Raw genomic sequence first — 13,253 nt, 5'->3', positions numbered from 1 at the left:
TACTATGCCTCGGCATATTCGTTATAGATTTCCAACAGATTCATGATGGCTACCAAAAGATCTTTGGTTTCCAATAACAGGCTAAAATACAGCGCCGTATTTTTTGGGCTCGACTCATCAGATCGGGTACGTTCTACCTGTTTCTGAATTTTCTGCTCTACCTTTCCGAAAAGGTCTTGGTTATCGGTTATCAATTGTGTTAGACGCGAAAAGTCTTTCTCGCCGAAGAGCACTTCGATCTCACCAAAAAATTCCCCTATAAACCCATCGGTCTCTTTGAGGTCTTTTATTTGATTGAATCGAAGTTTTTTATGATTGTTGTTCACGTGCTTATAACTAGCCTTTGAAATATATTCCAAAGACTGCGTCATATCTTGCAAATAACTAAGTGCCTTAATATAGAAGTTACTCGTGCCCACACTGGAATCGTCGAGGTTCTTGATGAAATAGAAAATATTATCGCGAAGTTCTTCGACTTCGTTGTTTAATTTTTGAATGCCTCTTCGACTCTTTTTTAAACGATCTGCATCGTGTTTTGCAAGTCCGTCAATGGTTTGGGTATATATTTTATTGGCTCTTCGAATCGCCATTGAAATGTTGGAGGAGCTTTCCTCCATGACACCGATAATCGAATTGCTCTCCGCCTTCTGCAATCTTTCCTCCAGTTTGGTTTCCTTTACTTTTTTGTTATGGGACAAGTAGTTTTTGCCAATCAGTAGAAAGGCTACCACCAATAAAAGAACGATGGCCACAAAACCACCCAGGTGAATGATGTAGGCAATAACCGCTGCAGCGGTGAATGCACTAAGTGCCGTAAAAAACCATCCGCCAATGACATTCAACACCCCAGCCACTCTGTATACGGCACTTTCAGGACCCCATGCCCTATCGGCTAGGGAGGTTCCCATGGCAACCATAAAAGTGACGTAGGTGGTAGACAAAGGCAACTTCATGCTGGTTGCCAAGGAAATAAGTACGCTAGCTACCATCAAATTTACCGAGGCCCTTACCAAATCGAACGCCGGTAGGTCCTGTACCTGACTTTTAGGAACGTACACATATGGTTTTTCGAACTGTGCATCTATTTTCCGAGCTAGGGATATTGGGATAATTCCTGCCAAATTCTCCGAGGCCTTAATGGTGTATTTTACAATTTGCCGAGACAGAAAATTTGGGCTAAAGCGCTCCTCCCCCTCATCTTGACGGGAAAGATCCACACTAGTTTTGACCACTGCCTTAGCCTTGGAGGAAAACCAAAGGGTTACGACCATAACGACACCGGAAGCCAGCAGAAGGTAGGTAGGGGTCTGTACCGCTTGGGAAAGGCCTTCCATGGTGAAGTCGGCCGCCGATGTGCCAGAGGCATTCCATGAATTAAATGCTTCCAAGGCCGCCAACGGTACCCCGATAAAATTGACCAAATCATTCCCGGCAAATGCCATCGCCAACGCAAAAGTGCCTAATACAATGATTATCTTATATATATTACTATTAAGTAATGTTGTTACGGCCCAAGAGAGTACGGTCCAAACCAGAAAATTACCTGCCAAGAATAGCAGCTGGTTTTGTGCAATAAACTCATTCATCCCTCCAGTTAAAATCAACGCACTTTTCAGACCTTTTACCAAAATGAAATAGATGATCGCCGTAATCGCAAAACCTCCGAATATCGCACCGATCCATTTGGGTTTTTGTTCAAATTTGAAAGAAATCAATACGCGGCTAACATACTGTACCAGCGCACCCACACTAAAGGCCACGACTACCGATAACAATATTCCAAGTATAATCTCGGTCGCTTTTTCGGTATTGATGTATTGGGATAATTCGGTGAAACCTCCTCCCAAATCGAAAATCTTGACAAGCGATATGGCCACCGCGGCACCCAACAACTCGAATACAATCGATACCGTAGTTGAAGTGGGCATTCCGAGGGTATTAAAAAAATCCAGGAGCAGAATATCGGTAATCATAACGGCCATAAAGACAATCATAATCTCTGCAAACACGAATTCACCCGGATTAAAAATACCTTTTCTTGCAACTTCCATCATGCCGCTGGAAGATATTGCCCCAAAAGCGATGCCCACGCTGGCAACTATCATGATTGTTCGAAACGAAATTGCCTTGGAGCCGATTGCGGAGTTGAGAAAGTTGACGGCATCATTACTAACCCCTACCACTAAGTCGGTAATAGCTAAAACCGCCAATGCGACGATCATAAACAAGTAAAGGTTTTCGCCCATTCAAATCCAAATAAGCACAAAAGTGCCATTATAATTTATCAAATATGTTAAGTTAAGGTTATGAAAAGTACATGGGTAAAATGTTTCTTAATTATCCTTCATTGGCCCAAACACCCTGTTTTTCAAAGGTTAGGGATTTCTTTTCCAGCAACTGTACGACGTTTAGTTATGCTAAACGCAATTTTTGGCATCAACGAAGCAAAACCTATCCGTCCAATCTCCGTTTTCTTCGAAAAAATAAGGTTTATGATACAATAAAAATACAATCGGAGCGTTTCTAATGTAAATTTAATGTAAACAAATAGTTTTTTTAGTGTAAATTTTATTATCTTTACACCAGTTAAAAATAATTCCTCATGAAAAATACAGTATTACTTTTGGTCTTTTTATTCGCCACTATCGTAGGCTATGCACAGAAAGAAAAGAAAGCAACCTTGAACAAGGACACCAATTTGATAGAGGTTGTCTATTATCACGACAATGGTGAGGTGAGTCAGGAAGGGACTTTTGATTTAGCAGGAAAACTTCATGGTGAATGGATCAGCTATAATGAGGCAGGGGAGAAAACTTCATTAGGCACCTATTATAAAGGACAGCGAACCGGAAAATGGTTCTTCTGGGCCGATGGAAATATGAAGGAAGTAGAATTTAAGGATAATGCCATTGCCAGCGTAGTAGACACCAAGAATAAGTCGGGAGTGGTAGTCAAGGATTAATGTAAAAAGCATTTATACCTTAAAAAAGGGGGCCATGTCAAGCACGGCCCCCTTTTTTCATTAATTGCGGTTTCGTTACGTAGCTATTCCTCTTTTTCGATACTGGCCACAGCCGTTGTTACTGCTTTTGAATTCTTTTGGGTGAGTTCCACCATACTGAGTGTTTTCGCCGTCATTCCCTTGTCTACCCTTGTAATTTGGTCTTCGGTCACGTTTACAGGTACTTCCAATGTTTCGTAGCCCAAAAAGTTAACCTCTAAAACATATTCCCCTACCTCTATACCACTCAGCTCAAAGTTTCCATTAAAATTAGTTTGTGTAGCCCAATCGGTGTTTTTAATTTGGACATTTGCGAACAACATGGGCTCTCCGTTCGCCTCCAAATCGATAATGTTGCCTTTGATTACTCCTTTATTCTGGGAGTAAAGCGAAAGTGAAAAAACCAGTACTACTAAAAGGAAAATATTTTGCATTCAATGTTCGTTTTCTTTTGCAAAGAAAAATGTCAGAGGTTAAGTTATGGTTACGCCGAGATTAACAGTCGGTATTTTTAAGGTTATTTAATGGTTACTGATCAAGGGCAATACCAAGTGTCAATATCGAAAATAATGTATCTTGCCCCCTTTTAAGAATACTCTATGGACTGGGAACAATTACTTTCCTTAAAACGACATGGCGACTCCCGCAAACGCCTAAGAAAAGAACAGGACGAGACCCGTTTGGGTTTTGAAGTCGATTATGATCGTATCATTTTTTCATCGGCCTTCCGCAGCTTGCAAGACAAGACCCAGGTGATTCCGCTTTCCAAGACCGATTTCGTGCATACCCGATTGACCCACAGCCTTGAGGTTTCCGTAGTAGGCCGCAGTCTCGGCCGTAGTGCAGGAAAAAAACTGCTTGAAAAACACCCCCATCTTAAGGAGGTGCACAGGTATCGATTCAATGATTTCGGAGCCATTGTGGCCGCTGCCGCCCTCGCACATGACATTGGCAACCCACCCTTTGGGCATAGTGGTGAAAAGGCTATCGGAGAATACTTTAAAACAGGTATGGGACAACAATACCAATCGGTCTTATCCCAAAAAGAGTATCAAGATATTATTGATTTTGAGGGGAATGCCAACGGTTTTAAGCTTTTGACAGAATCCCGGGAAGGGGTAGATGGCGGACTTAGATTAAGCTTTGCCACTTTAGGGGCTTTCATGAAATATCCCAAGGAATCACTGCCTAAAAAGCCTACAAAGCAGGTTTCCGAAAAGAAGTTCGGGTTTTTTCAGTCAGAGAAAAAAGCCTTCATAGAAGTGGCCGAAGAATTGGGACTGCGTCAAACCAGAACGGGCAACGACATTTCATTTTCCCGACATCCCCTTACTTTTTTAGTAGAGGCAGCCGACGATATCTGCTATACAATTATCGACTTCGAAGATGGTATCAATCTCGGCCTCATCCCGGAGGATTTTGCGTTGGAATATTTGATTAAACTGGTGAAAGACCGCATCAATACCAAAAAATACAACTCACTTGCCTACAAAGAAGATCGCCTGAGCTATTTACGGGCCTTGGCCATTAATACCTTGATCAACGATGCCATCGAAATCTTCGTTGACAACGAAGAAACGATTCTGAAAGGAACTTTTGATGTTCCGCTATTGGGCCTCAGCAGCTACAAGGCCCAAATAGAGGATATTATTTCGTTAAGTGCAAAAGAAATCTACCAGTCACAGGAGGTCATCGAAAAAGAGATTGCCGGGTATAAAATCATTTCTGATATTTTGGACGTCTATACCGGTGCATTGATCCGCAAAAAGGAGGGTAAGGCCTCGAATTACGACGTACTCCTAATCAAGACCCTCCCCGACTTCTATCAAAGAACCGAGGTCTCAAATTACGTCATCCTCTTAAATACTTGTTGTTATGTTGCTAGTTTATCGGATAGTGCAGCCGTACATATTCACAACAAAATTATGGGGAAACAACTCTAGACTTTCCTCTTGGCTTTTGACTATCTTGATTTTTATCCTATAATCTATACTTGTATTAGAAATTATAGGACACTCCTACCCCTAATAACTGTTTGAACTGTAAGCGCGGTTCTCCGGGATCGATGACAATTCCCTCTTCGTTCTTAACTTCATTGAAAAGAATATCATCGTCATAGATCAAGTGCGTTCCTATCTGGGTGACGATAAATTCATTCACCCGAAGTTCCACGTTCAATTCCCAGTCAATGTCGATATTTCCAAAGCTGCGCAAATAATCGGTGTACAAGTTTAAACGGTGTTTCACTCCCATATTTTTGTACAATTGGGATTCCCAACTATTCGTAATAAGAAAACCAAGCTCCAAAAAAACATTTTCTCCTTCCTGCAATACATTGCCATCGGCGTCCAACACCGCTTTTTGAACACCAAAGGCCCCCCTGTCGGCCAAGTCTTGGTCTAGCACCAAGGTTGCTTTTTGGGTAATGGGAGAAATATACAGATTAAATCTCCTTTCCTTGGAAATATAGCTCGCCCCTGCACCTAGAAAGAAATAGCCGGGTGATAGCGGTCTTGAAATCGGCGTATCCCTGTCGGGGTATTTGAATCCATCGGAAAACTGGGAGTTGAAGTTGGCCTTGGCCGAATAGTACCAATTGCTTATGGTGTCACGGCGGTACCCAAAGGTGGAACTTATACGGATCGCATCATCCGATTTTCGTAGTCTTTGATTGTCCTGTAAGTTGATGCCGTATCGCATCTCTAGAATATTCTCCCATTGAATGTTCCGAAACTTGTAGTTGCGTTCGAAACGGGCATTGGCCAAAGCGGAAATGGAGTTGGTGCCCCCGGCGTTCCAATTTACAAAGGCCGCTTCGCTAAAATTGAGTCCCACTAGGTTGATCTTCTGCCAGAAACTGGGTATTTGAGATCTGCTATAGGTAATATCGGTAGGTTGGGTCTTTTTTAGCGAGATAACCGTTGTATTCAAGGTCACTATATCCTTTTGAAAATTCTTGATACGTTCTTGTTTTCTTCTGATCACCAATGTATCAACGATCATCGTATCAATGGCCATGGTATCGATGATTACCGAATCAACCTTCCGTTTTGGGGGAATAGTGGGAATCACTATCGAGTCGACCTTTTTTTTGGGCGGAATGGTATCCTGCGCAACCGTTGGCACCACAAATACTATCCATAGAAATGCTGAGGCCGCTTGTTTAAGAATGCTTTTTGGCATCGAGTAGATGTGTTAAGAGATTTTTGATCGATCGATCGTCAAGCTTGGCCAATTCGTAGAGTTCGTGGGTACTGCCATGTTCTATAAACACATCATCGACCCCAAACAGCTCTACCTTATTGGAAGCTCCCAATTCATTTGCAAACTCGAGTATTGCACTGCCAAAACCTCCAAGCCTGCATCCGTCCTCTACGGTAACTACGTGTTCGTAGCGTTCAAAGACGTCGTAAAGCCTCTTTTTGTCCAAGGGTTTGACGAAACGCATATCGTAATGTCCTATTTTAGCATTTTCATCGATTTCTGAAATAATTCTTGCCACCCTATTCCCAATATGCCCGATGGTCAGTACCGCTATCCTGGAACCTTTTTTTAATTCTTGGGAAGAACCGATAGGCAGTTTCTCAAACGGGGTCTTCCATGCCCTTTGTACGCCTCTCCCTCTTGGATATCGAATCGCAATAGGATGGTCAAGCCCCAACTGGGCAGTGTACATGATGTTGCGAAGTTCACTTTCATTCATGGGTGCAAAAATCGTTAAGTTGGGAATACAGCGCAAATAGGCCATATCGAACATGCCGTGATGTGTCGCCCCATCCTCACCGACAATTCCAGCCCGGTCGAGGCAAAAAATTACCGGTAGGTCTTGCAACGCTACATCATGAATCACTTGATCATAGGCCCGTTGCAAAAAGGTAGAGTAGATATTACAGAAGGGCACCATCCTCTCGGCGGCCAATCCTGCTGCCATGGTTACTGCATGTTGTTCGGCGATACCTACGTCGAAGGCACGATCGGGAATCTGTTCCATCATGTATTTTAAAGAGCTTCCGGTCGGCATCGCCGGAGTAATCCCTATTATTCGATCGTTCTTACGGGCAAGCTCCACAAGGGTATGTCCAAAAACATCTTGATATTTGGGCGGACCAACCTCCTCGGACTCATTGGGCAAATCACCTGTGAATCTATCGAATTTGCCGGGAGCATGATACCTTACCTGGTACTCTTCGGCCTGTCGAAGTCCCTTTCCCTTCGTGGTGATTACATGCAGTAAACGCGGCCCTTGAAGCGATTTTAACCGCTGTAGTTCAGAAAAAAGCGCACGAAAATCGTGCCCATCAATGGGGCCGGAATAGTCGAAATTAAGACACTCGAAGATGTTCTCGTCTTTGGCGGTGCCCTTCTTTACATTTGTCAGATACTTCTTTAAGGCCCCGACGCTGGGATCGATTCCAATAGCGTTGTCGTTCAAAATGATTAGCGTATTCGCATCGGAGACACCAGCGTGGTTAAGGCCTTCGAAAGCCATTCCGCTAGCAATCGAAGCATCCCCTATCACGGCGATATGCTGTCTTTCGTTCTGCCCCTTTAGTTTAGAAGCAATGGCCATTCCCAACACTGCTGAAATCGAAGTAGAACTATGCCCTGTTCCGAAGGCATCATACTCGCTTTCTGCCCTTTTTGGAAAACCGCTGATACCCCCCAATTGTCGATTGGTATCAAAAACATCTTTTCGCCCGGTCAAGATTTTATGTCCGTACGCTTGGTGGCCCACATCCCAGATCAATCGATCGTTCGGGGTGTCAAAAACGTAATGAAGCGCAATCGTCAGTTCCACAACCCCCAAGCTGGCCCCCAAATGCCCTGCCTTGGTGGCAACCACATCGATGATGAATTCCCGTAGTTCCCTGGCGAGCTCGGGAAGGTCTCCAAACGAAAGTTGGCGAAGATCCTCCGGTGAGTTGATTCGGTTTAGAATACTGGTGGACACATTGGCGTTTTTGGAGGTACAAAGCTACACTTTTTCACAGTTTGATATTGTTTATCACGGTATTCAAGACAATAGGCAATCCTTAAGCCATTATCCTGACCCCTTCGACACCCTGTAGCCAGTTAGGGTCCAGGGATTGCAAACTATTCGGACAGAACAAATTTTTAAGTTTCTAGATGAACCCTCTAGCTAATCAAAGGTTTTTTGTGTCCAAAAATAATATTTGGTACTATTGCTTATCAAAACCAAATGATGGTCTTACCTTTCGACGACTCCTATTTCATGAAAAAGGCCCTGCAAGAGGCAGAGGCCGCTTATGAAAAAGGCGAAGTGCCCATTGGGGCCATTATCGTAATACAAGACCGTATTATTGCGAGGGCGCACAATCTTACCGAACGGCTAAACGATGTCACCGCCCATGCAGAAATGCAAGCGATTACCGCTGCATCCAATTTTTTGGGAGGCAAATACCTAAAAGGCTGTACCCTCTATGTGACCTTGGAACCCTGCCAAATGTGTGCCGGAGCCTTGTATTGGAGCCAGATTTCAAAAATAGTCTATGCGGCCGCAGATGTCGAACGTGGATGTAGGGCCATGGGCACCAAACTACATCCGAAAACCAAAATAGTGGGAGGGGTATTGGAACATGAAGCTGCTGACCTACTGAAACGCTTCTTCATCCAAAAAAGAAACCTGAACTAAGGCCTGTAAGTCTGTATCAGAAGCTACGAAGATATTTTTTAACCCCCAAAGGTCTGCTCCATGCCTTTGAGGGTTGTGTTTTTGTAACACTTCCGTATCAGACGCTTTCCCCTTTTCCAAGGTATCAAAACCAAAAAACCCCGACGCTTCGGTCAGGGTTGGTTCATTCAAGGTTACAATATGGTTATCCGACCACTTGCACTTGTGCGGCAACAATTCCTTTTCTTCCTTCCTCTTCTTCATACTCTACCTTGTCGCCTTCGTTCAACTGAGTGCCGTTCAGTGCGGTCGCGTGAACAAAGATGTCTTTGCCGGTCTCGTCGTTGGTAATGAACCCGTACCCTTTGGATTCATTGAAAAATTTTACTGTTCCAGTCATGGCAATAAAGATTAAATGATAAAAAGTTTGCCTTACTAATTTATGATTTTTTACGATTGCATCCTCAAAATCCGATTACTTTCTATCGAAAATTATTGATTATCAGTATTCTCCCGTTCCTTGTTCTGCATTTTTCGAATATTTTCCTCTGTCAACATATAGTCTTTCATCTTCTTCCCCTTGCTTTCCTTGAATAAAAAAAGGGGCATTGCCACAAGAAAAAGGCCGACGACCCCCCCTCCAATGAATCTATGGGAAAGTGTCTCTTGTGATTCGTCCAACGAATATCCATAAATGATAGCCCCGAAGGAAGCTAATACGATAAGCGTTATGATATACTTCATGCCCACAAAATTAGGCAATAATTTGCCACCGGGATGTAGGGGCCGAGTTGGGATACTTTACGGTATGCAATCGGGGTTAAATTCAAAGCCGTTATAGGTAATCGATAGACTTGGAAGGTTTGACATTCATGGTGCACCATCGGAAACCGGTCGCTATTCCGTCACGTTGATCAACTCCTTGCGATAGGCCGTCAACAGTTTTGATTTTGAAACAAAACCAACATATTCGCCATTTTTCACAACAGGCAAGTTCCACGCTCCGCTTTCCTGGAATTTTTCCATTACCTTTTTCATGTTGTCCTTTCCGTAAAAAATATGTTCGGGGGCATTATGCATCAAGGTTTCTACTTTTGTACTCTCATAAAGGGTCGTATCGAACATAAATTCCCTAATATCATCCAACAAAACGATACCCACCAGGGCTTTTTTCTCGTCGACCACGGGGAAAATGTTTCGGGTAGACTTTGCCACCGCTCCATGAAGCATTTCGCCCAAGCTCATCCCGGGATGCACTATCTTAAAATTATCCTCAATGACATCGTCCAATTGCATTAGGGTAAGTACGGACTGATCTTTATTATGGGTCAATAGGGCATCCCTTTCGGCCAATTCACGTGTATAGATGGTATGGTCCATGGCATTTTTCATGATCAAATAAGAAATAGTGGCCGTAATCATCAAAGGGACAAAAAGAGCGTAGCCTCCTGTAATTTCAGCTATCAAAAATATGGCCGTCAAAGGGGCATGCAATACTCCGGATATTAGGCCTGCCATACCAATCAGCGTGAAATTACTTTCGGATACCGCAAAACCAAGACCCGAATTATTGATTATCTTTGCCACTGCATTACCCAACGCACTCCCCATCACCATTGTTGGTATAAAAGTTCCTCCTGCACCGCCTGAAGCCAAGGTAGTTGTCATCGCCACCGCCTTAAAAATAGTAATACCCACAAGCAAGGCAATCACCACCCAAATATTGTCGGTAAAGTCGTCGAAAGGTGTAATCCCCAAGGCCGCCACATGATTTCCATCCAATAAACTATTGATAAAACCAAAACCTTCCCCGTAGAGCGGGGGAATAAAATAAAGCATCGTTCCAATGGCCAAGCCACCAAACAACAGTCTGTATTTTGGACTTTTCAAAGGTTTGAAAAGACGGATGATGCCAAAATACATCCTTGTAAAATAAATAGAAGCAACACCAGTGCCTACTCCCAAAACAATATAGAACAAGGTGTCTTTTACCTCAAAATTCTCGGTAATCGTAAAATTAAATAGCACTTCGTTGCCCAAGAAAAAGTATGAGGTCAACACGCCGGAAATCGAGGCCAGCAACAGCGGAAGTACCGACAACAATGTTAAATCCATACTAAATACCTCTACGGCAAAAATGATTGCGGCAATAGGCGACTGAAAGATAGAGGAGATGGCACCGGCCGAAGCACAGGCAATTAGCAGGGAGCGGGTCTTGGCGTTGATATGAAATAGTCTTCCTAAGTTGGAACTGATGGCGGAACCCGCCGCAACGGCCGGACCTAATAGCCCTACCGAACCCCCAAAGCCGACCGTTAAAGGCGCTGCGATCAATTGGGTATAAATCTGTTTTGGAGGGATCATTCCTTTTTTCTTCGAAAGTGCGAACAATATCGATGATATAGCATGATCCAGTTTTTCCTTATGTACGAACTTTACATACAAATAAACGAGTGTCAACCCGAGGATAGGAAGGATGAAATAAAGGCCATTGGATATCAGGATGCCCTTTTCCAAGAACGCTTCGATGAAATAGGTAATGTTCTTGAGGGTAACCGATGCCAGGCCTGCCAAAAAACCTACCGCAACGCTTAAAATCTGAGTGAAGGTCTTGTTGGAGATGTTTTTGTATCTCCACTTTAAAAACCGTGTTAAAAGCGTGTGAATTCGGTTTGGCATGTACTTCGCGAATTAAGCGAGGTAAAGGTATTTATTTCTAGTGAAGAATGGCTTGTTTTAGTTTTTCAGGACTCGGGAGGTGAATCTGTCAATACCAGTAGCGTGGTCATAGTTGTTGCCTATCATACACTCTCTAGTTCGGAGGTATATCGAGCTTTAAATGCAATTCCTTCAACTGTTCCCCATCAATAGGAGCCGGAGCATCGATCATGACGTCGCGGCCGCTGTTGTTTTTAGGGAAGGCGATAAAATCCCGAATAGTTTCCTGACCACCCAAAATTGCTACCAGGCGGTCTAACCCAAAGGCAATCCCTCCATGCGGCGGGGCGCCGTATTGAAAGGCATCCATTAGAAACCCGAACTGGGCTTTGGCTTCTTCCGGCGTGAAACCAAGATGCCTGAACATTATGCCTTGCGTTTCTTTGTCATGAATACGGATAGACCCCCCACCAATTTCGTTCCCGTTCAATACCAAATCATAGGCATTGGCACGTACGGCCCCAGGGTCGGTTTCCAACAATTCGAGCTGTCCTGGTTTGGGCGAGGTAAACGGGTGGTGCATCGCATGGTAATGCCCGGTTTCCTCTTCCAATTCCAATAAGGGAAAATCGATGACCCAAAGCGGTGCAAACTCATCAGGCTTTCGAAGGCCCAACCGTTCGGCCAACTCCATCCGAAGGGCACTTAATTGGGTCCTGGTTTTATTGGCTTCCCCTGAAAGCACACAAATAAGGTCTCCTTTATTCGCGCCGGTCGTTTCGGCCCATTTCGCCAAGTCTTCCTGATTGTAAAATTTATCGACCGATGATTTATAGCTACCATCTTCGTTACAACGCACGTATACCATTCCCTTGGCACCTATCTGTGGTCTTCGAACCCAGTCGATCAGTTGGTCGATTTCTTTTCTGGTGTAGGAGTTTGCTCCAGGAACGGCCATCCCGACCACCAACTCCGCCGAGTTAAAAACGTTGAAATCTTTGTGTTGTGCCACTGCGTTCAGTTCTCCAAATTCCATCCCGAATCGGATATCGGGTTTGTCATTCCCATATTTTTCCATGGCCTCGTCGTAGGTCATTCGAGGGAATTTTTCAATCTCGACCCCGTTGATTTCCCGTAAAAGATGTTTGGTCAATCCTTCAAAGGCATCGAGGATATCCTCTTGCTCCACAAAGGCCATCTCACAATCGATTTGGGTAAACTCCGGTTGACGATCGGCTCTTAAATCCTCGTCCCGAAAACATTTGACGATCTGAAAGTATTTGTCCAGGCCACCCACCATTAGCAACTGTTTAAAGGTCTGGGGTGATTGCGGCAAGGCGTAAAACTGTCCTTCGTTCATACGACTCGGTACTACAAAATCCCGTGCGCCTTCTGGAGTCGACTTGATTAAATAGGGGGTCTCTACCTCTATGAAACCTTCACTTGAAAGATACTTACGGACTTCCATCGTAACCTTGCTCCTAAAAATGAGGTTGTTCTTCACGGGGTTTCTACGGATGTCAAGATACCGGTATTTCATTCGAAGGTCCTCCCCACCATCGGTCTCATCTTCTATGGTAAATGGAGGTGTTTTGGATTTGTTCAAAACGGTGAGTTCCTCCACTAAAACCTCGATATTTCCGGTGGGCATCTTGGGATTCTTCGAGGCCCTTTCAATGACCATGCCTTTCACCTGCACTACGAATTCACGCCCCAAATCCCGGGCTTGGGCAATAAGTTTACTCGACGTACGATCTTCGTCAAATACCAGTTGCGTGATCCCGTAACGGTCCCTTAAATCGACCCAGTTGACAAAACCCTTATCCCTGGTTTTTTGCACCCATCCCGATAAAGTAACTTTTTGATCGATATGGGTTTCCCGTAATTCCCCGCAGTTGTGGCTTCTATACATGGTAGGATATTTTTTAGGCCGCAAATTTAAGAAGTATTCAGCAGTAGCTG

At 44.0% G+C, this 13,253-nt stretch carries 11 protein-coding genes; 3 read left to right on the top strand and 8 right to left on the bottom strand.

Features of this window, described 5'->3' with window-relative positions; translation table 11 throughout:
- Positions 1–2: 2 nt before the first annotated feature.
- Positions 3–2,246, bottom strand: a complete 2,244-nt coding sequence (locus FK220_RS13770) for an inorganic phosphate transporter (protein ID WP_152574925.1) — start codon at positions 2,244–2,246, stop codon at positions 3–5.
- A 356-nt stretch (positions 2,247–2,602) separates the two neighbouring features.
- Here FK220_RS13770 and FK220_RS13765 point away from each other — a divergent pair, with 356 nt between their 5' ends.
- Positions 2,603–2,962, top strand: coding sequence for a toxin-antitoxin system YwqK family antitoxin (locus FK220_RS13765; RefSeq protein WP_152574924.1), 360 nt, complete (start codon positions 2,603–2,605; stop codon positions 2,960–2,962).
- An 83-nt stretch (positions 2,963–3,045) separates the two neighbouring features.
- Here FK220_RS13765 and FK220_RS13760 read toward each other — a convergent pair whose 3' ends face one another.
- On the bottom strand, positions 3,046–3,435 hold the full coding sequence (locus FK220_RS13760) for a carboxypeptidase-like regulatory domain-containing protein (RefSeq protein ID WP_152574923.1): 390 nt from the start codon (positions 3,433–3,435) through the stop codon (positions 3,046–3,048).
- 165 nt (positions 3,436–3,600) lie between these two features.
- Between FK220_RS13760 and dgt the strand changes: the two genes are divergently transcribed.
- Positions 3,601–4,944, top strand: coding sequence for a dGTP triphosphohydrolase (gene dgt / locus FK220_RS13755; RefSeq protein WP_152574922.1), 1,344 nt, complete (start codon positions 3,601–3,603; stop codon positions 4,942–4,944).
- 55 nt (positions 4,945–4,999) lie between these two features.
- Here dgt and FK220_RS13750 read toward each other — a convergent pair whose 3' ends face one another.
- Both FK220_RS13750 and FK220_RS13745 read right to left on the bottom strand, forming a co-directional pair.
- Positions 5,000–6,184: a DUF3078 domain-containing protein gene (locus FK220_RS13750; protein ID WP_152574921.1), complete on the bottom strand. Its 1,185-nt coding sequence runs from the start codon at positions 6,182–6,184 to the stop codon at positions 5,000–5,002.
- Positions 6,165–7,952, bottom strand: a complete 1,788-nt coding sequence (locus FK220_RS13745; protein WP_152574920.1) for a 1-deoxy-D-xylulose-5-phosphate synthase — start codon at positions 7,950–7,952, stop codon at positions 6,165–6,167. Before FK220_RS13745 ends, FK220_RS13750 begins: the two co-directional genes overlap by 20 nt.
- A gap of 252 nt (positions 7,953–8,204) precedes the next feature.
- Between FK220_RS13745 and FK220_RS13740 the strand changes: the two genes are divergently transcribed.
- Positions 8,205–8,654: a nucleoside deaminase gene (locus tag FK220_RS13740; RefSeq protein WP_152575210.1), complete on the top strand. Its 450-nt coding sequence runs from the start codon at positions 8,205–8,207 to the stop codon at positions 8,652–8,654.
- A gap of 184 nt (positions 8,655–8,838) precedes the next feature.
- On the opposite strand, the gene FK220_RS13735 is transcribed toward FK220_RS13740, so the two are convergent.
- The 4 genes from FK220_RS13735 to aspS all read right to left on the bottom strand — a co-directional run bounded on the left by FK220_RS13735 (position 8,839) and on the right by aspS (position 13,203).
- A complete protein-coding gene (locus FK220_RS13735) occupies positions 8,839–9,033 on the bottom strand; it encodes a cold-shock protein (RefSeq protein ID WP_152574919.1) in 195 nt (64 codons plus the stop codon).
- Between the two features lie 92 nt (positions 9,034–9,125).
- On the bottom strand, positions 9,126–9,377 hold the full coding sequence (locus tag FK220_RS13730) for a hypothetical protein (RefSeq protein WP_152574918.1): 252 nt from the start codon (positions 9,375–9,377) through the stop codon (positions 9,126–9,128).
- A 153-nt stretch (positions 9,378–9,530) separates the two neighbouring features.
- Positions 9,531–11,312: a chloride channel protein gene (locus FK220_RS13725; protein WP_152574917.1), complete on the bottom strand. Its 1,782-nt coding sequence runs from the start codon at positions 11,310–11,312 to the stop codon at positions 9,531–9,533.
- 133 nt (positions 11,313–11,445) lie between these two features.
- Positions 11,446–13,203, bottom strand: a complete 1,758-nt coding sequence (gene aspS, locus FK220_RS13720; protein WP_152574916.1) for an aspartate--tRNA ligase — start codon at positions 13,201–13,203, stop codon at positions 11,446–11,448.
- Positions 13,204–13,253: the final 50 nt, after the last annotated feature.

The organism is Pelagihabitans pacificus (assembly GCF_009371985.2).
GTDB lineage: Bacteria > Bacteroidota > Bacteroidia > Flavobacteriales > Flavobacteriaceae > Pelagihabitans > Pelagihabitans pacificus.
The sequence above is the reverse complement of the archived record's forward strand: the minus strand, read 5'-3'. Positions and strand labels throughout refer to the sequence as shown.